24 protein-coding genes are annotated in these 22310 nt (G+C 34.8%); 4 read left to right on the top strand and 20 right to left on the bottom strand.

Features of this window, described 5'->3' with window-relative positions; genetic code table 11:
• The first annotated feature begins 107 nt into the window (after positions 1 to 107).
• Positions 108 to 1388, top strand: coding sequence for a hypothetical protein (locus KQI58_RS20710; RefSeq protein WP_216410846.1), 1281 nt, complete (start codon positions 108 to 110; stop codon positions 1386 to 1388).
• Positions 1388 to 2278: a DNA adenine methylase gene (locus KQI58_RS20705; protein ID WP_216410845.1), complete on the top strand. Its 891-nt coding sequence runs from the start codon at positions 1388 to 1390 to the stop codon at positions 2276 to 2278. Before KQI58_RS20710 ends, KQI58_RS20705 begins: the two co-directional genes overlap by 1 nt.
• Positions 2279 to 2369: 91 nt before the next feature.
• Here KQI58_RS20705 and KQI58_RS20700 read toward each other — a convergent pair whose 3' ends face one another.
• The 6 genes from KQI58_RS20700 to KQI58_RS20675 form a co-directional block, all read right to left on the bottom strand.
• Complete coding sequence (locus tag KQI58_RS20700; protein WP_216410847.1) at positions 2370 to 4016, bottom strand: recombinase family protein; 1647 nt, start codon at positions 4014 to 4016, stop codon at positions 2370 to 2372.
• 60 nt (positions 4017 to 4076) lie between these two features.
• Complete coding sequence (locus tag KQI58_RS23070) at positions 4077 to 5447, bottom strand: recombinase family protein (RefSeq protein ID WP_216410844.1); 1371 nt, start codon at positions 5445 to 5447, stop codon at positions 4077 to 4079.
• Positions 5448 to 5614: 167 nt separating this feature from the next.
• Entirely contained in the window at positions 5615 to 5845 is a 231-nt protein-coding gene (locus KQI58_RS20690) for a hypothetical protein (protein WP_141743112.1), read from the bottom strand.
• Between the two features lie 273 nt (positions 5846 to 6118).
• The gene (locus KQI58_RS20685) at positions 6119 to 6400 is read right to left on the bottom strand and encodes a hypothetical protein (RefSeq protein WP_216410843.1); all 282 of its coding nucleotides are present in this window, start codon (positions 6398 to 6400) and stop codon (positions 6119 to 6121) included.
• Positions 6378 to 7079, bottom strand: a complete 702-nt coding sequence (locus KQI58_RS20680; protein WP_216410842.1) for a hypothetical protein — start codon at positions 7077 to 7079, stop codon at positions 6378 to 6380. The genes KQI58_RS20685 and KQI58_RS20680 overlap by 23 nt, the downstream gene beginning before the upstream one ends.
• Before the next feature lie 27 nt (positions 7080 to 7106).
• Positions 7107 to 9884 (bottom strand): DUF927 domain-containing protein, encoded by a 2778-nt coding sequence (locus tag KQI58_RS20675; RefSeq protein ID WP_216410841.1) that lies wholly within the window; start codon positions 9882 to 9884, stop codon positions 7107 to 7109.
• A 427-nt stretch (positions 9885 to 10311) separates the two neighbouring features.
• On the opposite strand from KQI58_RS20675, the gene KQI58_RS20670 reads away from it, so the two are divergent.
• On the top strand, positions 10312 to 11742 hold the full coding sequence (locus KQI58_RS20670; protein ID WP_216410840.1) for a hypothetical protein: 1431 nt from the start codon (positions 10312 to 10314) through the stop codon (positions 11740 to 11742).
• 69 nt (positions 11743 to 11811) lie between these two features.
• Here the strand turns inward: KQI58_RS20670 and KQI58_RS20665 are convergent, their stop codons facing one another.
• The 12 genes from KQI58_RS20665 to KQI58_RS20610 all read right to left on the bottom strand — a co-directional run bounded on the left by KQI58_RS20665 (position 11812) and on the right by KQI58_RS20610 (position 17925).
• On the bottom strand, positions 11812 to 12168 hold the full coding sequence (locus KQI58_RS20665; protein ID WP_216410839.1) for a hypothetical protein: 357 nt from the start codon (positions 12166 to 12168) through the stop codon (positions 11812 to 11814).
• Between the two features lie 18 nt (positions 12169 to 12186).
• Positions 12187 to 12771, bottom strand: coding sequence for a hypothetical protein (locus KQI58_RS20660; RefSeq protein ID WP_216410838.1), 585 nt, complete (start codon positions 12769 to 12771; stop codon positions 12187 to 12189).
• Positions 12758 to 13267, bottom strand: coding sequence for a hypothetical protein (locus KQI58_RS20655; RefSeq protein WP_216410837.1), 510 nt, complete (start codon positions 13265 to 13267; stop codon positions 12758 to 12760). The genes KQI58_RS20660 and KQI58_RS20655 overlap by 14 nt, the downstream gene beginning before the upstream one ends.
• Entirely contained in the window at positions 13257 to 13643 is a 387-nt protein-coding gene (locus KQI58_RS20650) for a Mor transcription activator family protein (RefSeq protein ID WP_216410836.1), read from the bottom strand. The genes KQI58_RS20655 and KQI58_RS20650 overlap by 11 nt, the downstream gene beginning before the upstream one ends.
• A gap of 72 nt (positions 13644 to 13715) precedes the next feature.
• Complete coding sequence (locus KQI58_RS20645; protein ID WP_216410835.1) at positions 13716 to 14279, bottom strand: DUF1643 domain-containing protein; 564 nt, start codon at positions 14277 to 14279, stop codon at positions 13716 to 13718.
• Between the two features lie 33 nt (positions 14280 to 14312).
• Positions 14313 to 14462, bottom strand: a complete 150-nt coding sequence (locus KQI58_RS20640; RefSeq protein WP_216410834.1) for a hypothetical protein — start codon at positions 14460 to 14462, stop codon at positions 14313 to 14315.
• Positions 14455 to 14757, bottom strand: coding sequence for a 4'-phosphopantetheinyl transferase (locus tag KQI58_RS20635; protein WP_216410833.1), 303 nt, complete (start codon positions 14755 to 14757; stop codon positions 14455 to 14457). Before KQI58_RS20635 ends, KQI58_RS20640 begins: the two co-directional genes overlap by 8 nt.
• 57 nt (positions 14758 to 14814) lie before the next feature.
• Positions 14815 to 15288, bottom strand: coding sequence for a JAB domain-containing protein (locus KQI58_RS20630; protein ID WP_216410832.1), 474 nt, complete (start codon positions 15286 to 15288; stop codon positions 14815 to 14817).
• Between the two features lie 61 nt (positions 15289 to 15349).
• Positions 15350 to 15670, bottom strand: a complete 321-nt coding sequence (locus tag KQI58_RS20625) for a DUF960 family protein (protein ID WP_216410831.1) — start codon at positions 15668 to 15670, stop codon at positions 15350 to 15352.
• A gap of 320 nt (positions 15671 to 15990) precedes the next feature.
• Positions 15991 to 16416 (bottom strand): DUF4304 domain-containing protein, encoded by a 426-nt coding sequence (locus KQI58_RS20620; RefSeq protein WP_216410830.1) that lies wholly within the window; start codon positions 16414 to 16416, stop codon positions 15991 to 15993.
• Between the two features lie 202 nt (positions 16417 to 16618).
• Entirely contained in the window at positions 16619 to 16849 is a 231-nt protein-coding gene (locus KQI58_RS20615) for a hypothetical protein (protein WP_216410829.1), read from the bottom strand.
• A gap of 14 nt (positions 16850 to 16863) precedes the next feature.
• Complete coding sequence (locus tag KQI58_RS20610; protein WP_216410828.1) at positions 16864 to 17925, bottom strand: pre-toxin TG domain-containing protein; 1062 nt, start codon at positions 17923 to 17925, stop codon at positions 16864 to 16866.
• On the opposite strand from KQI58_RS20610, the gene KQI58_RS20605 reads away from it, so the two are divergent.
• A complete protein-coding gene (locus KQI58_RS20605) occupies positions 17876 to 18154 on the top strand; it encodes a hypothetical protein (protein ID WP_216410827.1) in 279 nt (92 codons plus the stop codon). The genes KQI58_RS20610 and KQI58_RS20605 overlap by 50 nt on opposite strands.
• 231 nt (positions 18155 to 18385) lie before the next feature.
• Here the strand turns inward: KQI58_RS20605 and KQI58_RS20600 are convergent, their stop codons facing one another.
• Together KQI58_RS20600 and KQI58_RS20595 are read right to left on the bottom strand one after the other, a co-directional pair.
• Positions 18386 to 21322, bottom strand: coding sequence for a MucBP domain-containing protein (locus KQI58_RS20600; RefSeq protein WP_216410826.1), 2937 nt, complete (start codon positions 21320 to 21322; stop codon positions 18386 to 18388).
• 17 nt (positions 21323 to 21339) lie between these two features.
• Positions 21340 to 21726, bottom strand: coding sequence for a DUF805 domain-containing protein (locus KQI58_RS20595; RefSeq protein ID WP_216410825.1), 387 nt, complete (start codon positions 21724 to 21726; stop codon positions 21340 to 21342).
• Positions 21727 to 22310 lie beyond the last annotated feature (584 nt).

Below are 22310 nucleotides of genomic sequence, written 5' to 3'. Positions count from 1 at the left end.
ATATTGGGTTTCATCTCTCTAGTTTAATAGGAAAAAGACCAGATGAAAAGCGGTCAAAAGATTGATGTATCAATCCTTTGACCGCTTAAAATGTTATACTTCCTTTAATGTTAAAAAAAGATAACCCTGATCTTGAGGGGTTATCTCTTTTAGACAACGATGTGCTGACGAGTCGTATATTTAACGCCTTAAAAAGGGAATTAGATCTTAAAGAAAAAGCTTGGGTAAACTTAAATGTACCTAAAGAGAAAGAAGAACTCTTTGATAAGATTCTTACACTAATTGGAACTTCCGCTTGGATAAAAACAACTTCACAAGAAACAGCTCCTTTGAATACACGGACATTCCAAACGCAGAATCAATGGAATACTATTCTTTCTGAAGATAGATTAATTCCTGGACTAAAAAAGTTAATTGACGAATGGCATGAAGTGCCCGATAATGGAGCAGATAAACCAAATAAAGATGATTCGTCAGAAAATAACGCTAACTCTAAGGATAGTAATGACTTTATAAATGAGGATGATGAGGAATCATCAAATGGAGATGAAAATCCCAATAAAGCAGAGAATCAAGATAACAATGATCATACGCCACCGAAATATAGACTTTTTCTAAATAGTACAGTGACGACGAAACTTTCAATAAAAAATATTTCTGATTATGATTTATTACAAACAGTTATTCTGTATGATGATGATTCAGTGCCTATTTCTCAACAAAGTTCAGAATATCAAAAAATTATTTTTTCCGCGCCTGAACAATCTGGTATTCTCTTAAACAATTCAAAAATACTTAAAAATTCGAACCCGGGTAATTACTGTATAAATTGTGCATTTCTTGATCAAGAGAAAAATTTTAAAGTAACTATTAATGATAATCATGATTTGGATGCTCCACAAATTTACGAATCTTTTATTCATAATGACTGGAAAAACGAAATGATTAATAAACTTTCCCAAAACCATCAATATGAAAAAATCGCAACAACACTGAATTCATTATCGCGGTATTCTAATTCAACTTCATATAGTAAAGAGGATGTATTACTCATTGCATTCTTGATAAGAGCTTTATTAGAATTTTCAACAAAAGCTTTTATAGCAAAGTATCCTGACACAATCAAAACAGAAGAAAAACAACTTGGAAAACTGGTTTTTAGAACAGGAGAAAAGATGTTTCAACTTCGATCAGATATATTCACACTAGAAAACAAAAAACCAATTAAATCTCAAGATGATATTGAAACTTTAAATGGAATTGTTCATGATTACCGGACCTATCTCACATCCAAGGATTTTTCGCGAATTATTTCTAAATATATTCCTTATCTTGAAGCGGTCATTATTTTCTTAACTGAACTTGATTCTAGGGGAGTAACTATTTAATGAATAAGAGTTATAACAACTATAGTATTTTACGATACCCAGGTGGAAAAAATAAAGTGTATAACTATGTTAAACATCTTATTTCAGAAACAGGCTCTTCAACTTATATTGAGCCTTTCTGTGGTGGCGCAGCGATTGCCTTCAAATTGCTGATTAAAGGAGATGTAAAAAAAATCATTATCAATGATTTTGATAAATCGATTTATGCGCTTTGGTATTCCGTTCTAAACCATCCTGAAGAGCTTTGTACATTGATTTCAAATGCACAATTTAATATGGATGAATGGTATCTTCAAAAAGACATACAACGTAATAAAAATGATTCTGACCTTCTTTCGCTAGGATTCTCTACACTATATCTTAATCGTACAAATAGATCAGGCATCATTAATGCCGGCGTAATCGGGGGGAAGAATCAAACAGGAAGTTATCTGATGGATTGTAGATTTAATAAAGATGATTTAATTGAAAAAATTAAACTTATTAGTTCTAAAAGAAGCTCTATAAAACTATATAATAAAGATGCTCTACACTTTATCAGGCAAAATATTTCTAGAACATCAGACTCTTTAACGTTTTTTGATCCTCCCTATTATATTAAAGGAAAAGCTCTTTATACTAATTTTTATGAACATATAGATCATGTTGAACTATCCAATACTATAAAGAATACTTTGAATAATAAAAATTGGATACTCACATATGACTTCACACCTGAAATAAAAGAAATGTATAAAGAATACGAGCATTTTGTTTATCATTTAAACTATAGTTTAGCTAACACAGGAAAGGGAAAAGAATATATTTTCTTATCAAATAGTATTTCATCACGAAATATAGGAAGTTATCTTAACCTTTCAATGCCTGATACCATAAGTGTTTTACCTTAGCTGTTCATGTGTTAAGCAGGTCCATAACGACTACCCTAGTTATTTTAAATACCCAGGGCATCGTTACAGCCTACATAACAACATACGCAATCTAAATCACTGAATAGAACGGTGTTTTTAACACAAAAGAAGTCGTATCTTTTTTATCAGATACGACTTTTTGATATAGCTCATTTAGTTGAGTAACGATCTTTTGGTCAAATTTCATATAGATTTTGATATCATCCTTATTTTTCTTATCAAATAAGATTTTATCAATGAACGTTCGGTAAATCTCTTTGACCACCTTTTTCTCACTTTGTTCCAGCAAATGATCTAATGAAGAAATAATCTGTTGAACGTTCTCAACTTCAATCTTTTGATCTTTGTGAGATAGGATGGTTAGAATCTCATTTTCTCTTTGTGTATGCAACATGATTTTTGAAGTAAGCTCATTGATACGACCAATTAAATTATCATGTAAATCAGGACTATCCTCCAACGCTTGTTGTAATCGCTCAAGTTTGGGTGCTAAATCTTGCTTTTCAGTAGCGACAACTGCCAATTCCTGCTCTAAAGGAGCGATTTGCTCGTGCAACTCTCGATTCATTTCTTTAACTAATGAGTCAAGTATTTCTGGTACTTGAACGATTTCTTTTAGCCTTGCTGCAACAAATTCTTCCGCTTTTTCTTTTCTTATAGAATTAGCATGGCACCCTTTTGCTCCTTTACTTAAAAACAAAGAACACGAGTAGTAATTTAGTACTCTTTTTGTTGAATCCTTAAGCCGATTAGTCACACTATTAGCTGCCATTGGTGCTCCACATTCAGGACAACGTAACAATCCTGTAAGAACATTTTCACCAGTAAGATTCCATCTTGGTCGATCTTTTTCTAATACTAAACGTTCTTGTACTGCCTGATAGGTAACTTGATCGATGATTGGTTCGTGCTCACCTTTGACTAAAATCGGATTTGGATTCTTTCCTTTTCTTCGCTTAGTGTCCCAATTTAAATAACGTGCATACTCAATATAGCCAGCATAAATCTTGTTTTGAAGGATATCTCTAACTGCTGTTGGTGTAAATTTATTCTTTTTGAGTGTTTGATATCCCTGCCGATTCAGATAATTAGCAATCGTTCGAAATTCATCTCCACCTAAAAATTTAGCATAGATCAATTGAACGATTTTTGCCTCTTCTGGTTCGATAATCAATTGCTTTCTACCTTCAGCATCGAGACCACTAACATACCCTAATCGCCTTCCACCAGCATACCGTTGTTGATCTCGAACTAAACTCATCATTGCCATAGCTACATTTTCAGAAATTTGATTTCGTTCAAATTCTCCAAAGCTACCTAATAACTGCAGCATTAATTTCCCAGAAGAAGTTGAAATATCAAAATTTTCACTGATTGAAAATAGCTCGATCCCCAGCTTAATGAATTCCTCTACTGTTTTCAAAATATCCAACATATTTCGACCCAAACGTGTTAACTTCCAGATAATAACAAGATCAAAATTCCCCGTTCTCGCATCAGCCATCATTCGTTGAAAAGCCAGACGACGTTTCGTAGATTTTCCACTTATTCCTTCATCAATGTATACATTTACTACCTCATAATCCATTCTTTCTGCATATTCACGAGCTCTCGCTTCTTGAGCTTCAATACTATGCCCTTCGATAGCCTGGTCCTGAGTGGAAACTCTGATATATAAAACTACTCTTTTTCTCTTTGGCAATTGACTGTTTTTCATTGTCAATTGCCGTTTGGATTGTTCTGTTACAAAAGATTTTTCTTCCATTTCCTCACCTTCCTACTTTTTGATACAGATATTTTCCGCTAGGCCTTGGAGAAATACCCCATTGATTTTCTTATCTTTTTGAACTGTAACAACTTCTACATGGTCTAACAGAAGTTGCTGAATTGATTGCTTACGTAGCTCTAAAAGCTGATCCAATTGTGTACGATAATTTTCAACGGGGATTGGTTGTTTCGATTGTGACTCATCAAAACTGCTTAGTAAGTCTTTCATTTCATCCAAATTGATTATTCCGTCCTCGAACTGTTTGATAATCTCTCGCCTAGATTGAGTATTCTTTTGATCCTTTTGTTTCTCTTTCTTTATTAACTGCTTCATCTGTAAATCAATTTCAGAGATAATTCCTTGATAAATTACATCCTCTCTAACAAAGCGCTTCAATAGCCTTAATAACTTCTTTTCCGTTTTAACAGCAGAAATATAGATTCCCTGACACTCTCGATTCGCACAATGATAGTAATGGAGTCGTTTTGTCTTGCTATGATTCCACTGCTGCATTGGACTTAATCTCCTTCCACAATATGGACAAATAATCTTTTTGCGTAAGGGATACTGTCTGTGATTGACTTTCTTTACACTCCGAGATTTTCGAATCGCTTGAGCCTTCTTAAATTCCGACTCGCTGATTATTGGTTCAAAACTCCCTTTGTATTCTCCGAAAGTTCCACCTTTTACGACACCGTAATAGATGGATTTGTCTAAGATATTCCAAATATTATGAACTTTGAATGGGTGATCGTTAAAAAAGTGCCCCTCTTCAGTGAGTTTGTCAGCTAATCTCTTATAGCCATAATCACCACTTGCATATAATTCAAATAGTCGCTTCACTGCTTTTGCTTCTTGTTCGTTCTGGATAATTTTGCCTTCTATTAGCCGATAGCCAAATGGAATAGCAGAAGAAATATAGTCTCCATTGCTTCTTTTGTACGCCAAACCATTACGAATGTTTTCAATGATCGTCTCACGTTGCATAGAAGCATTGATAAATAATAACTGAACAAACATGGTTTTTAACGCTAGGCTTGATGATCCCTCTGGTAAAGGTTCTGAAATAGAAATGATTTCGACGTTATGCTTATGACAAAGTTCAACAAACTCTAACGCTTTTTGCGTTTCACGAAAAATCCGATCGTATCTCCATACATAAAGCTTTCTTTTTATATAGGAAGATCGTATCTCTATAATCAATTTCTTTAAGGCTGGACGATCGTCATTTCCTCCAGATTTTCCCCGGTCACTAAAACGCTGTGGTATACATTCAGTATCTTCCAATGAACGACTTCGAATAATTTCCCACTGAGCATCATTTGACACTTTCTGTGTATCCCAGACAGATGTTCGATCATAACTATAGACCACTTCCACAAAAAATCTCCCCTTAAATTGAAAAAAATAGAGGGCTAAACGCCCTCATTCTTGTTGCTTAATTCAGTGTCTTCCATATTTGGATCATGATGAAACAAGTATGGAAGTAATTGCTTAGCTAAATCTCTTGTAAACGAATTGTTTGCTTCCATGATAAGCTCCTCCTTTTAAACTACGTACCAAGTTAGTTTTATTCGAACATTTTTATGACCAGGAGTAGTCGTATTGACTACCCCTGCTTTTTTTAGATTTGTCAAAGCGGCTGAGATACTGTTTTTCTTTAGTCCGAAACAACTTGCATAGACTTTTAAATGATTCGGATCAAATTGATTACCCGAGCCGACAATATTTTGTAAAAACAAGCTGAGTCGTTGCTCTCCTGTGAGTTTATGTTGCACATAAAGCAAAGCTCCCCTCTGTCTTGCTAAGTATGTTAAGTATGGATACATATCTTATTCAACCTCCTCATTTCCTATCCAACTGATCTCTTTCATTTTAATTAAACCTTGTTGACTATTAGTCTTAACAGTCATGAGTATTCCTCCTCAATATTTATCCATCACTAATCTGTTATTCCGTGGTTTCAAAATTAGACTACGTATCAAAAATTAGTTTTAATAAATATCTTTACAGCTAGGAGTAACCAGCAAAATCACTCCTAGTTTTTTGTTTTATTCACGCTTCATTTGAAATAGTTTTTTTTCCATCTCTTCTACATTGAAAAGAATTACATAATCAACAGACTTATCAGAAAATGAATGATCCATTTCTTTTTGAAAGTCTTCCATTGAATCAATGACAATTACTTTATTGAGCTCGCAGGATTTTTCTTTGGCATCTCTTTTAGCAACATCGAAAAGAATGTTTACGCGCTCCTCATTACTGAGCTCTTTGCAATAATAAATTACGTCCATTTTGAGTAGCTTTGAGTTAGATGTCTTCATTTTTTTCATCTTTATCCCCTCCAGCTTGATTTGTTTCAACAGATACGTTGAAAGTTTCTTCCTCCTCAGCAACCTTTAAATCTTTGGAATAAGCCTCGTACAATTTATCAGTTCCCTTCCAAATTTTTATCCCTTTACCGATAATTTTCATTTCAGCTTCATTTGGTTTTCGATTTTCAATCCAACCAGCAGTCCGCAATCCGAATAGCTGCCCAGAGATATCTGAGTTTTTCAGATTATGATTGGTTCTAAAAAATTCAGAAAGATCGGTTGTCACAAATTCAGCAGAATTAGGATAGTTTTCAACAATATACTTCCTAAATTTTTCAGCATTTCCTTCTTTACGTGTTCTTCCAGTACCAGGTTTCTTCTCTTTTACTCGACGTACTCCACCAAGAATCCCTGTTCCTAAAGTTGGGTCATCAGAGGTTTCTCCTTGTTGTTTGTCTAGAATCATTTTTTCTTCAGTATTTTTGAAAGGACTTGTTACTATCTTCTTAGGATCATCCTTTATTTGATCCTCATTTTTTACTTCTTCAACTACATTGTTTTCTTCTTGCATTTTTTTATTCTCCTTCACTGTTTGATTTTGCTCAGTTTTAGATAAAGTATTCTCTTTTACCGGATCAATTACGTCACTGTGCAACTGACCCCTTTCGTTTTTTATTACACTTTGTTTGATAATCATGATTATTCCTCCTTCATCTTCATACTTTTACATATCACTAATCTGTTCTTCCATCGTTGCCAAAAATCCAAATGCTCCTTTGAACTTAGTATCCAAGTTCATTTCGTAAACACTTTGATTTCTCAAAATTTTTGGATCATCAATCGCAGGTAGTTTGGACCGCTTAGTATTACGATCCCCTTCCGTTGAAAGGATGCCCTTTTCAATCAATTCTTTTATCAATGGTTTTGGATCACGAATGCCAAACTCTGATCGAATTGCTCCTTCAAAACGATTGGGAAAAATTCTAACTTTTAGAGTTCCCTTAAACTCTTTTACAGTTCCATAAATTGGTGCTCGCGGATACTTCATCGTTTTTCCATGTTGAACAAAATTACTAGCATTTGAGACAATCCATTCATACAATTTTTCTTCAACATTTGACTTCTCCGATTGAATTAGATTGTTCATTTCTTCGTCAGCATTCCTTATTTCCTCTACTATGAAATCTTCTCTAATTGGAATATTCAGTAGTTGACTCAATAGCCTAGCACTCGTGAGAATCATTCCATATGGCTCAGAAAGGCGATCTTTTAACCGCGAATCGTACAAGTACGTCAATATATCTTTTCGAGATTGGTTATAAGTCTTTTCAATTATTTGTGGCCCAACATTAAATAGTTCTTTCACAAAAGCATTTGCACCTTGTCCATAGTTTTGATTAGACAAATCCGAAATTCTTCTTGCGTCTTCAGCACTAGACGTCCATTCTTTATTTCTCCATTCTATATAACGCACTTTTAAACCTGTATTTTTTCCAAGATACGCTGATAGACTTTCCTCAGAGCTCGTAAAGATGGTCGTATGAAATGTTTGAAGAGGTTTTTGATCTACTTCTTTTGTAAGTCTGCGTCGCTCTTCTCCTGACGAAATTTGATACACCAATGACGTATAATTCTTTTGAGCATTTGAACCCAATTCATCATATGCTATAGGAACTCCATGATTATCAGCTAAACTATTTATTATGCTGTTATCTGTCGCGTTTAAAGTTCGGACCAAATTCGAAGAATCGCCAAAGAAACTTTCAATAAAATGTAAAGTAGTTGTCTTACCTGTTGTAGAAGAGCCCAAGAGATTGCACAACAAGCTTTTTAGGCTAGTTTTCTTCTTTAGGTTTAAGTACCCAATCACGATCGGAAGCACAGCCAGAACTAATCCTAGTTCCATTTGCTTTCCAAGAACATATTGGGAAATTTGCTGTTTCCATCTTTCAAATGACCCTAAACAAGTTAGATCCATTGATGAGTTTTTAGATAAGATGCTTTTTTCTGAGTCATCTTCTAAGTTATACTGCTTATCCAAATTGAACACTAATCTCTGATTTTGATCATAGTGCCAACCAGGCTTTGAATGAACTTTAATTATTTCAGCATGATCCTGTTGGTCCATTAGAAATTTACTGACCCCTCCTTCTTGATATGGAAGGATTTTTATTCCGTAAGTAACAAGATCTTTAATATTTGTTGAAGTGATTTTATCCGATGGAATCAGAATAGTTTGCCACCCTATTCTGGTTTTATAGCAAAGATCAAATGCAACTTTTTTCGTATCCACATTATGGTAGGCCGTCTTTAGAAACATTGATGAACCAATTCGTTGGTATCCGTCTTTCTTCTTTTGTGTAATGTATTCATCCGAAATCTTGAATTCGTTAAAGTAAATCGTTTCCTTATCTATTTTTTCTTTCGTGAAAGAAAAATGAAATTTTCTTGCATCCTCAGGTATAGGATATTTTTTTATCAAATCGTGAATAGTAGTTGATTTGTGACTATCATGCAGGCAACCAAAACCTGTTCGTCCAGTCTTTTCGTTAAGACTTAGATATGACCCTCTTTGGCTGTTAGTATGAACTTTTAGAGGGCATTCCTTTAAGATATACAATATCCTTCCATCGTAATCGCCGTTTTGTTTTTCATATTGAATTCCGTGAAATTTCAGCCATTTTTCTGGGTCCATCTCCACCGTATCACGATGGCTATCATTGTAATTTGTCTCACCCCGATTCGAAATGTAACTATTTTCTTCTAAATCAGGATTTGCAGAATCCCTGATTTGTGCTTCAATTACCCGTTGAATCAGCTCAATAGAATTCGACTTAAAATCATTTGGCTTAGTTAATAGCTTACTGAACCGATGAGTTCGTTCTTCCGTAGGTTCTCCCTTTGTAGATTTTGAAGGTGGTACTTTCATAAGCCTTGAGGCGTCAAACACAACAGCATCGATTTTGGAATGCACATTTGAAAAAACAGCATCTAACACTTTCAAGAAATTTTTAACTAAGTCTGGTTTTTCTTGAGGTTTAAATGGTTCAATTGGTATCAGTGCATAATAGCCGTTTCCCGAATCAATTGTAATGGGCACAACAATTCCCATGTTTTCTAAATATTTTTTTATTTTGTTTAGTAACAACTGCGAATAATGTTTTTCTTCGTTGGTCGCACTTCTCTTTGATTCTGCTGTTATTGTGTCTATATCAAGCAAAATAAAACGGATCAAAGATATGTCCTTTTTACCAACAGCAGATTTGCTTAAAGCTTTTTCATCAATACAATTAAATGTAGTGTAGATCGATTCTTCTGCTAATCCATTCTCTTTTATCCAATTCATCATTCGCTCAATCCCTAACTTACCAGTGGCGAAAACTCCAGTAAAAGACCTTTTGCTACCTTTAGGAAAAGCTCTGAGATTCACATTAGCAACACCATAACCATTCAACATTCCAAAGAAATCTTTCATTTCAGTACTATATTTAACAAAATCCATTTATGCTCATCCCTATCGTTTATAATGGAGAGTAGAAGCTCGAAATAGCTTTTTTCGAGCTTATTCGATTGACTGCTTGTGAAACCTCTCTCGGCGCCAAGTTTGGGTTCAAAAACTATCGCTCAAAGTCCCTACTCACAAGTTTGAGTACTCATCACTTGCTTGAGTCCATAATATAAAATTTGAAGCTACCTTTAAGTGGAAGTAGAAAAATTGAAAAAAATCTACTTTTACTTAAAAAACTCATATAAAATCAAAGAAGTAATGGTCACGAGTAAAACTACCGGTATTTTAGGGATATATTGTTCCGTCTATAGAGCTAACAGCACTTAGTAATATCAAAGTAAAAAAGAAACTACCTTTTTTACCGGTAATTTCTTTTTAGAAATACATTGAATCTAGATTTACCATAATGATGGAGGAACCTATGAAAAACTATAGCTTTGACTACCAAACACAAAAAGAATTTCTTTCATACGTAGGTAAGGATATCAACTTAGCTAATGAAACATTAAAAGATCGTCTTGAAGCAATATTGCTAAGAACCAACCTTAGAAATAAGGACAAAAAAGTTATTATTTCACAACAAGACATTGAAACCTCTCCCATGGATACAGAAATTGAAATAATCGGTAAAAATATTCAGCATTACGTCTTGGAAATTCAAAAGGCCCTGATTCACTTACTCAAGGCTGAATCTGAAGCGGTAATTCCGTTATCTAAAACAAATGATGGGAAAACAATCAATTCAAAGTTGGGGTGGAAAGAGTATTATGATTATTACCGAATTCTAGTCGATTATTTTAATAATCAGGAATTCATTGGGAAGAAAAGAATTGAACATAGTAAAAGTTACGATACCACTTTAAAATTTTTAGATATATATAAAGAAACTGCTAATCTACAAATCGATTTAAAAAGGTGTAATATAAATAGGGTTAAACTGGTGTCTGTTTATCTAAGTGAATTACAGCAACAGATTTTTGAGCGCATAAAAAAGTCTCATATCACTGAGTTAGAGTCTGGATACGCCAGTCCTTTACCGACAAATCTTTCAAGCTCAAATACGTTGGATGAGGCTTACGCTCAAATAGTATGGGAAGAAATCTCAAAAACAAATTACGAGAAATATGTATTAACTGATGAAAAAGAAAAATCAAAGAATCAGTTTCCAGATTCGTACCAGTTTGAATCTACAGAAGATATCGAATTCTTTTTCACAAGAAGGAACGCTTTCATTGATAGGCGTGAGAAAAGTTTCGATATCTTATCCAAAGATGGGATTGACGCATTTTTGAAGCATACCGGAGAACAAATAGCAATTAAAGAAGTAAAGTTCAGTGTTACTAATAGTACCTCTAGTTGCATAGAGAACAAGGCTGACGATCTAATCGCCCCTTTCAAAAAAAGAGAACCTTCACTATATGCACAACTAAAGTCAAATCCAACAAACGAAGAACTTTATCCAGAGTTGTTACTTGCTCTTGATAACCTTCTATCTGAACTCTTTCTACCACAAAAACCTAATGTCATTGATCCTTTATATAGCCTAGAATCATTTCCAATCACCGTTTTAAATAGAATAATAAAAGATCAATCAAAAAATGATGCTCATTCGGCAAAGCTTCTATATATTAATACTTTAATGGATAAAAAAAGAAAAAGTGCAGAACTTGTGGAACAACTTGCTTCTATTGATAATGAAATTGCAGACATGGAAAATTCTTCTCCCGAACATTTTTACGAAGAGCTTTATTCAACTTGCAAAAATCAAAATTATCTTGAAAAATTACAAACACTAAACATAGAATCTGATAATAATTCCTTTTTTAATGCAATGAAAGCTTTATTCGAATAATACTTTACAAAAATAAAAAATCTGGATAGATACAGTAAAATGTGTCTACCCAAATTTTTTTATTTCCTTTTAATTAACCTTAATATGGCAATATTTCCCGCCACCTTGATCATAAGAAATAACACCCGTTTGTCCAGCATTTAAACTATCACTAGGAATCACATCAAATCCCCATGGTAACTTATCAATGTTGTTAATATGGATTTCAAAGCTACCATCGCTAGCTACTTCAACATTGCCCATGATGGTTCCATTATCATTGATCGCAAGATGTTTTGCACCACCATTATAGAATCCATTTAACTTAACTTCCCCATTACTAGCTTGTGCTGTACCAGTTGAATCAACACCTTCAGTGATAGTTAATTCGGGCAGCGCATTTGCCTTGTAACCTTCTGTTGTGGTGTTAGAAGCAGTCTTCTCCATCTTTTGACCGTTGTCTAATTACTCTGTCATTTCTTTGATTAACTTTGCCAGTACTTTAGAGCCATTTTCTAAGTCAATTGCTTTTCTAGAATCTTCTCGGACAGATGCGTCTAATCCACTGACGCCTTGTTCTTCGTACTTCTGCAACCATTCAAGTTGTTGAAGCTGTTCTTCGTAATCGGTACCTTTTGCTTTTGCTGCTTTCCCTTTTTCGTCTGATCCTGGTAAATCGGCGTAACGTATCTTTTCTTTTGCTTCTGTGAACTTCCCTTTTTCAGCTAAAGTCTCCGCTTCTTTTAACATAGCTAGATAGTCTTTAGTGGCTTGCTGACTATTGTTTTCTTGGTCTTCAATGGCTTGAGAAAATTCTTCGTCGGCTTCTTTCGAGCGTTGACGATATTCCGCCTCGTTTTGTTCTTCATTTTGATTAAAAGAGGCTTCATCCATCACTTTCTTTTGGTGAGCTCGTTCTTCACCATATGTTTTTTCGTATTTATCTGCTGCTTTTTTATTGACCGACGAATTCCCTCCGCTTTGTGACTTGCAGCCGGAAAGAGTAAAAGCTAACAGCACTGTTAAAACAAGTACACTATACTTTTTCATCGTCATCATCCTTCTTCAAAGAATCAAAGCTTTTTTCGTTTACCGCTTTTTGAATACTTTTCACATCTGTTTTAAATCCAAAATAATTAGCAGCTCCCAATACTAAGCAAATAATATTACCTATCAGATAAATATACGCACCCGTACCAAAGGAACTTGTTGACGAACCAAAAATACTAATCGCCTCTGCAATTTGTCCCTTCAGAATGAATACAATGACCAATGAAACAATTGGTAATACAAAATCAATCAGTTTCTTTGATTTACTTAGAACTTCGATTTTTGGCGCAATCAACAATAGGATTGGAATCAGTACCAGTAAGAAGCCATACCAAATACTAGTGATTACATTGTAGCCTTTCACTATGTATCCACCCGCGTACGCACCATTAGCAGCCGAGTAAAAATTACCAATAAATAATCCTACGATCATAAGTACTGCACCTATAACACTCAAGTTACTCAATAATTTTGTTTTTAGCTCTTCATTCTTCATTCTTTTTCCCCTTTTCCTTTTTAGTTAGATCTACTAAATATGGTAGTGAATGGTCATTTACCTGATTTTCGTCAGTTTTTTCCTTGTTGTCCGTTATGATTCTTCGAAGATGTCTTTCACTATAGCCATAATAATGAGCCAATTTTCGTAAATTCTTTCCATTGTATTCATTGTTAAGAACATACGGTAATGCATCTGGTCGAATCAATCGAACAGGAAAATGAACCTGCGTTCCTTTAAATTCTTGGTAAATCTGGATAGTCGCTTCTGTTCCAATTAGCTGCGCCAATTCTTTATAGATGTTATGCCAAGAGTAAATATCTGGTCCTTCTTTTTTACCAATACGAACTACCTCCTTCGTCGTTAGTACTTTCACTAATAATAATAAAACTTCTAATTTGACTTATCTTGTGACAAAGTGAAGGACATTCGCCTTTAAAATGTCCTGCTATTCTAATTGGAACAGATCATCTACATCACCTAAAATCCATTCTTTCCTCACATTGACGTTTAAAGGATGACTTGGTTTCCCTGTTGCTGATTTAGAACTAATTAGTAGTTTGCACATCTTCTTATGTTTTGGACTTAGTAGATTGAATATTTTTTTCGCTTGTTCCATTGCCAGAGAATTAGTTTCGATAATCGAACCACAAGCAAAAATAATTTGGTTAATCCGTTTCTCTTTAAGCACTGTGGAAATCACCTCCAATGTATTTTCGTCTGATCCTTTTAAAAAGGTCGCTTTGTTTTCCGAATGAATAGATGAAAAAAGATTCACAGCAATGAAGCCTGTGAATCCTAATTGACGGATATTCTTTTCGATTAGCATACTTGTTAAATCTTCCACAAATGCAGATGTGCTTGTTGGTCGTATAGTGATCACTACCGCTAACTTTCCAGTTTTATCTTCGTTTACCCCTTCGTACCATTGTTTCCGTAATACATATCTACTTTGTCTGTCTTCACTAAACCATGACTCTGATTGCATGGTGATTACTTCTTTCTTAATCATTTGATTCTCTCCTTTAATTAAATTATTTGCGTATTAATCAATGTCACAATCACTGCTGTTGCGATCTTCGCAATCAATCTGAACCATTTCATCGTTGTCACCGATCCTTTCATTTTTCTCTAATGCCAATAGGATGTCCTGTAGGCATTCAACTATCGTTTTCCATATTTCAGGGCTAATCATGTGTCTCACCATTTAAAGGCCATTGAAGCTTTCCTTCTATTAATAACCCACGAGTAAATTCGTGCTCACTGTGAATATCTGTCAGGAAGTACACCACGTAATCCTTACCTGATTCTTGATCCACATATACGTACAAATGAGTCATAACCAATGTTGGCAACTCTGTGTTGCTTACCTGAACAATTTCTGGGTCTAGTTCTTCACGTTCAGCTGTAACTGATTCGAATCCCCAGTCTTTTTCAGTTGTTTCAATCCCTGTTTGTTCTTTTAGTATGTTGATTGCTTGATGTAACATTTCAATTCGTCCTCTCTGCAAAAAGAAACCCCTAATGACCAATAATCGTCATTAGGGTTACTCTTCATCATTAATATGTCCTTGTTCTCTTAGTGAACTATACTTATCTGTTGCACATCCAATAATCAAATGATCCACTAGTTGAATTTGAACAGTCTTGCAGGCTTGTATCAAATTTTTCGTGAATTGTATGTCCTGTAGAGAGGCATTGGTATCACCGCTGGGATGACAGTGTGCAACAATGATACTAGTTGAGTTCGCCAATATTGCTGGTTTCAAAATGTCTCTAGGAACTGCGATTGCTTGGTTAATCGTACCTATTGATGTTAAATTTAGAAACGTTGGTTCCTTCTTCGTGTTCAACCCAACAACATAAAGATGCTCTCGATCTTTCTCCTTCAAATAAGGTTCAAAGAGCTCATAGGCCAGCCGCGTACTGGTAATTCTTCTTGGACCATATAAAAGTGATGATTCCTTCACCAACTGTAAGGACACTACGTTTACTCGCTTTCGGGGTTCATTTTTCTTCATTGATACATCCTTCTTTCGATTCGTTTTTGAAATTTCCTATCTGCCTACTTATTGATTGCGATCAATACTCTTCCGGTAACAACATCGTCTGATGTGTATGATCATCAATCACCCACAGTTTTTTAACCTGAAAACTTACTAAACCATTTGTTATTCGACATTCATGATAATCAATAAAGAATGGTTCCTCTTGCCTATGGATAATCGTGATCGTTCCCCTCTGATCATCTCGATTGAACTCGAATATCTGTAGATAATCTAACTGAACATCCGCTTGTTTCACCTTCTCATCAATCAATTGAAAACAACGTAGCTGTATTTCTTTTGGTACCTGTTCATTCACTCCCCTCGTGATATAGCGATTTTCTTGTGTATCGAACATTGTTTATTCCTCCCTTTGAACACAAAAATCGCCCAATCACCGATTAATGATTGGGCTTCATGATAATAATATATATTTGAAAGTACAGTCGAACCAAGAATTTAAGTTTGAGTCGCACTGAGATCTACTGGTCAAAAATCTCAATTACTACCAATTCTATTGTCATTTATTTTTTTGATCATCAATTTGCGTTATTCCTATCCCTTGAAGATCTTTTTTATTTGCTGGAAAAACACTTCCAAATGGACCATCGTATTTCTTACCAGTGAGATCTTCAACCCATCCGCACTGCGAGCATTCTAAAATAATATTTCTTAAAATTACTCTATCCCTAAATATTTTTTCAGCCTTAATGTAGCAGCTGCCTTAGCTTCAGGATTCTTTTTGAAATAATAACTAATGCCCTCTTTTAAGGTGGGCAATATATTTTTATCTAATTCCTTTTGTATTGAGCGTTGAATCTCCTCGGCAGTAAGTGAATCTATTTCAAATTCGTCTCTACCATCCTCGATAAAAAAACGTCCTGTAATGTCACTTGTATGAGTTTTAGGATATTTTACATCCGGATGAAGTTCTTTTATCAAAAATCCGTAATTAATATAGTAGTTCTTACTAAAATTAGATTTTTGTAGATCAATGCAAACTATTAATTCTTTAGAATCTTGATAATAGGTATTTCTTCTGAAAGAAAAACCGTTATCTTCTAATATTGATTTCACTATTAATTTAAAATCTTTGTTTTCCATTTGTTTCCTTCCATATTTATAGATTTTCCATCTATTAAAAGGCAAGCTTTGCTAACTCAACACGTTAATAAAATGCCTCTCCTAATTTTGAAACTAATTAAGAAAGACAAACTAATTTACTTCATACTATTTTTATTCTTACTACAAAACAGATTTTCTACTACGCTGAAAACGATGCTGAATAAAACCATTAAAAACGTACTTATCCCTCTAAAACATAATTACATTTTAACTCATTTCCATCAAAAACATATATTCTTTTACAAACTGGACACTTCCATACATCTAGTTTTGGTAACGGGATATCTACTGGATCAATTTTATCTGAGCTAATTATTTTATCCCACTCTTTATCTGTATACACACGCAATTCTACATCATTTGGAGATAAGCCATTAGATAATATTTCACCACATTTACATTGAAATCTCATAGTTGCACATCCTCTTATTTTGATATTACACTACCATCTTTAATCCATATTTCAACCTTACCAGGAAATTTTTTATTTGGATATTTTCCCGCGGCCCTAGATAAGATTTCCTCGGCTTGCTTCTTTGTTAAGCCTGCATCAGTACCATTAATAATTACATTTTTGGTATTTTGTTTAAATGCCTCTTGAATACGTTTCATTCCAGTATTTGTATTAGGATTTACTAGAGTTTTTAATTCAGTCTTCACACCATTAATTTTAAAGTCGGGAGTTTTAATCTTGGCCTTAGGATCAACTGGAATTATTTCTACATTTTTCCCTCTTGATCTTAATATTTCGACAGCCTTCTTTTCTTCTTTTGTTAACCCAGCTAACTTTCCGATTAATTTCCCTTTTTTGACTGTTTTTTTGGTAACTTTCTTAGCAGTTGGTTTTACTTTTTTTCCTGCTTTTGGTCTTCCACTCTTCTTCGCTATTTTACCATTTTTATATGGCTTTGGTGCCTTCTTTTTCACTGCCTTTTTAGTTGTTTTCTTGACCGCTTTTTTTGTTACTTTTTTCTTCGCTGTTCTCCTAACAGCTTTTTTCGCTACTTTCTTCTTAACTGCTTTTTTTGTGGCCTTTTTAGTCACATATTTCGTAGCTTTCTTCCCAGCCTTCTTTGAAACAACTTTGGATGACTTAGCCGCAACCTTGGCAGCTCTACTGCCTTTCGTTCCTAATTTAACAATTTTGAATCCTTTTCCTACCTTACCTACTGGAATCAATCCTACAAGTAACCAACCTGCGGCTTTCAGACGGGAAGCATTTTTCCCAGATGCAATATCTTTTCCAGTTAAAAACGTATAACCATCATTAACACCAATAAAATCACCAATAGTATAAGCTACTTTTTTCGCAACACTACTTTTCTTTTTTGCCGGAGCTTTCTTCTTACTTTTTGATTTGGATGTTGCTTTAGTAGATTTCTTTTTTGTTGTTTTCTTCTTAGCTGGTTTAGCAGATTTCTTTTTTGGAGCTTTTTTCTTGGCAGTACTTTTTTTAGCTGCTTTCTTCTTTGATGTTGTTTTTGGCAATTTTTTTCGACTTGTTGTTTTCTTTTTAGCAGGACTTTTCTTCGCTACTTTCTTTTTCGTTGCCTTCTTTGGTGTAACTTTTTTCTTTGATGCTGTTTTCTTTGGTACAACTCGTTTAGCCGTTTTCTTTTTAGGAGTGGATCGCTTAGCAGTCTTGCGTACAGGCGTTTTACGAACTGGGGTCCGACGAACCACTCGTTTTGGTTTAGGCTTGGGTTTTGGTCTGTAAACCACCGCCTTTGGTTTTGGACGATAAACTGGACGTGAAACACGTGCAGGATAGCTTTTCCTTCTACTTGCCGTAGCTTTTCGTTTTGGTGCTGGGCTTTTGTAGCGATATGTTTGACTCGACCCTGCTTTCCGACTTCTTGAACGTTTTGCCTCTACTGTCGTTGTTCCAATGAAACAGCTAGCAATTAAAGAAAACACAATAATAATTTTTAGGAGTTTCACAAAATGTTTACGCATCGAGCTTTCCTCCTAGAACGTAATAGCGGAAACTTAAAATAAATACAACTGCTAACAATAGCAATCCATTGAAAATCAAATTGTCTGAATGAATAGAACCTGTCTTTGGCAGTTTTCCATCTTGAATTGGAGTAACTTGTCCGCTCTCATCTTTTTGACCGATTGCTACACTACCCGCTTGTGGTTGGACATCTATATTAATCGGTTCTTCGTTAGGCGCATCCTCTTCCTTCACCGGCAGTGTTACAGCAACTGATTTTCCTTGAGGAACAGTTTCTTCTTTTAACAATTTGCTGTTTTCATAGACTTTTACATTATAGTTGTTAGACAGCTGCCGATTGGTATGCTCCTCATCTTCAAGATCTCCTACTACTTGATCACCTGAAAAACGTTCATCTTCATCCGCAGCAAAAGTAGCTGACCCAGATAGAGTCTCCGTAAAAGTAGCATCATTTTTAGCCTCTACATCCTCTTGATCGTCAATATTTCCAGTGTCTTCCATGATGGAATCTTGTTCTTCTGCATAAGCTTTCTCCATTTGGAATGGCGCAGCTATTTTTTTAGTTATTTCTGAAAAGCTAGAGGCACTCTTCTGAGTATTGTCTTCTTCAACTTTCTCCTCATAAACTTCTGGTGACGTCCCCTCTAATCGTGTCTCATATTCTGTTGGAGGAGCATCAATTACCGAAGTATTCAATGTATTCGTTATCGGTTCTTTTTGAACTCGCTCTGACACAACCTTGTAGCCACCTTCAATAAATTGAGTTGTTTTTTGCTGCAACAGAATCCCTGTAACACCGTTTGCTTGATGAGTCTGTTCTTCTATCAATTGACTCCCAGAATAGATCTTTAATTGATTGGTGATATTCCCTTTTTCAATTAAAGACTCCATCGAATATTGATCATTTTTTCGTATGATTTTTGCATGACCCATACCTAAAACTTGAATCGTGATCTTATCTTTAGCTGAAACTTGAATCAAATGATTTTCACCCGTCAAAAGTTTCTTCTCGGATACTGCACCATCAGCAGTGGTATCTTGATACAGCGTAATACCATTTTGATCATTCAACAGTGTTAGTAATTGTCCGTCTGCGTAATTGATACTATTAGATCGAATATGCCCATGATAATCTATGCGGGTAATACTTCTGTTTCCGTAACCTAAGTCAATCCAATGCCCTTTATTTTGACGATAGTAATAGTCGATAGTAATATCCGTATTTCCAACAATTCCAGATGCATTTTTTGGTAGTCGATCTGTTAGCAAACTATATTCATCGTCTAAATCATTCGCTGTTGTTGTATACGCCTCTTGATAATTTCCTTTTAGTTCATTTGAAGTGATCTTCTCACCTTGTTCATTGAGGTAGTTAACAGTGATTGTCTTTTCCGTGGGGGCATAATAGCAAATAATTGTTTTGTCTGTAAAATCAATTTTTTCTCCCGATAATTCATCCTTCGTTGAAGCCTCATCAAAGTAATAACCTTCCGGAGCATCAATAGGTTGAATTTTCCATGGTTTACCATAGCCAAAAGAGAATCGTTTTGATTTTTCTACCGAATCCGTTGTCTCTTGACGAAGATACCGAACCTTTATTGATACTTTATGGTCAATAGGATTCGTTTGCAATGGAATAGTATCCTGTTTGCCATCTAGATTTGTTTCCGCCAAGAAGGAAAGAACCGTACCATCAATTAACTCTTTCGTTAGTTGACCATTGATTCTGAATTGATATGTCTCACCTGCGAAATCAAACAACTTCATCGTCTCGCTTGAAATAGAAACATGGTATTTTTGCTCTGTAGTCTTTGTGACATCAACCGGTACTACTTTTCCTTGTTGATCAACCAATTGAATATTAGGTTGCTGTATTTCTGATGGCAACGTAAAAGTTGTTTCCCAATTCGCATATCGATGATTGATATTTTCGTCTAGTGCATTGATAGGTTGTTGAAATAATACTTGAATCGTTTCATCTGGCAAAAAAGTCGATTCATCTATCATCCATTCCGCCTTTGGAATAACGACCTCCCCAAAATCAGGTTTTGCTATTTCCACATCTTTAACAGTTCCATAAGCTCCAAAAATATCAAACCCATTTGCATTTGTATCAATGTCCGAGTTGTATCCACAATCATACCCAGCTTCTAGTGTGTTTCCAAAAAATTGATAAAGAATCCCGCCTAATGGAAAATCAGCTATTCCATTTACACCTGTCCCATCTGAAGTAAAACGAGTTGCTCCTGTTTGATTCAAATTTGATCCGCTTCCTAATGGATGGGCTCCTAATTCAAATGATTGGGCATAATCGACATCACTAATTGCTGGAAAAGCAAGAATATCTATGGGCGTTTGCGTATCCGTAGAAACGAAATAATTGGTAAAACGGACACCGCTCACATTTTTCATCTCAATTGTGATTGCACCAGCATTTCCGCAACGGAAGTTCAAAAAGCTTTCCTCTTCTAGCTTGGGAATACTCGTGACTTTGATGATCAAATCCAGCGATTGTCCAGCCTTGGTCATTGCAACCTGAGAAAGATGCAACTCTGGAAGTGGCTCCTCTGGATCACTTACATCAAATCGAATATTCTTTTCCGATTGAGTTAAAATAGTTCCTTTTGTAGCTGAAAAAGATGAATAACCATTCACTTGGATTGGTCCATCTAAAATAAATTGTTCCAGCTCAGCGGGATCTTGCTCAGATTTTGTCAGAAGCTTTGCTTTGAATGTGCCATTACTTAAATCGTCAATAGAGTTTATTGTCCCTCTAGCCTCTGTCTTTAGTCCGTTGGATAACTCCCCCTCAAAATCAATCACCATCGGTGCTCCGGCTGCATTTACCCTAGAAATATCTATTAGTAAACAACTCATAGCGATAAAAAAAATAAATACCCAACAACAATATTTTCTATTCTTTTCCATCTATCCATTCTCCTTATTTAGACACTCGTCAATTGATCATTAACAGTTGATCCTTTTGTTTTAAAACAATATAGAATGAGTAAAACAATTCTCATCATAGGTATGAGACCGATGAGTATCACCCATGGACTGAACCCCGCATCACGAAGACGACGTAAACAAGAACACAATGCAGGTATGAAATATAGAATAAAAAGTAACCAATACAATCCCCATATAAGTGTATCTATTAAATTAAGATCAACATAAAAATACCAACCAACATAATCAATGAGATAGGATAATCCATAATATATTCCAAAAAGAATAGCAGCATTTCCTATATTACCAATCCAAAAATCCTTCCTACTAGTCTGTCCTTTAATGTCCTTAAACCCAACCCAAAAACTTTTCAAACTATTCATATAGCCCCTCCTTATAACAATAACTTTTTGATAACAATAATCATTTTACATTATTTAATTAGATAAATATACCAATATCGGTTAATTTATACTACGAAAAATGATTATTATATCCAAAACGATAGTGATATATTCGTTAAAAAAGAGTATCTCTAGTTTTCAAGAGGCACTCTTTCAATTCTATAGTGTATAAATTTTAATTACTTTGTAGTTCATTTTCGAAATAGATTAATGTCACGACATATTCTTCACTACTAAGCCCTTATCACTAATCCCTATTTATTAATACTTATTATTTAATTTAAAACTAATATTCATGCAAGATCAATACAGCTTTCCTATCGTTTAAGATCGATTTTTAACCGTTTATGACATATAGCACATTTCGAATCGAATTCATAACTATTCTCTGAGTATTCAGAATCTAATAGTTCTTAGAAAACTTAATTGGTTATAAAAGTATATATGAATCGGCTACACTAGACTAGACAGAAAAAATAAGGTGTGTAGAATAATAAAAAACACACTGGAGGATTTTTCATGTCAAGACGTCAACGAAGAACCTATTCAAAAGAATTCAAGCA

This window comes from Enterococcus raffinosus (assembly GCF_018917525.1).
Taxonomy (GTDB): Bacteria; Bacillota; Bacilli; order Lactobacillales; family Enterococcaceae; genus Enterococcus_A; species Enterococcus_A raffinosus_A.
This window is presented reverse-complemented; position numbering and strand designations above follow the sequence as displayed.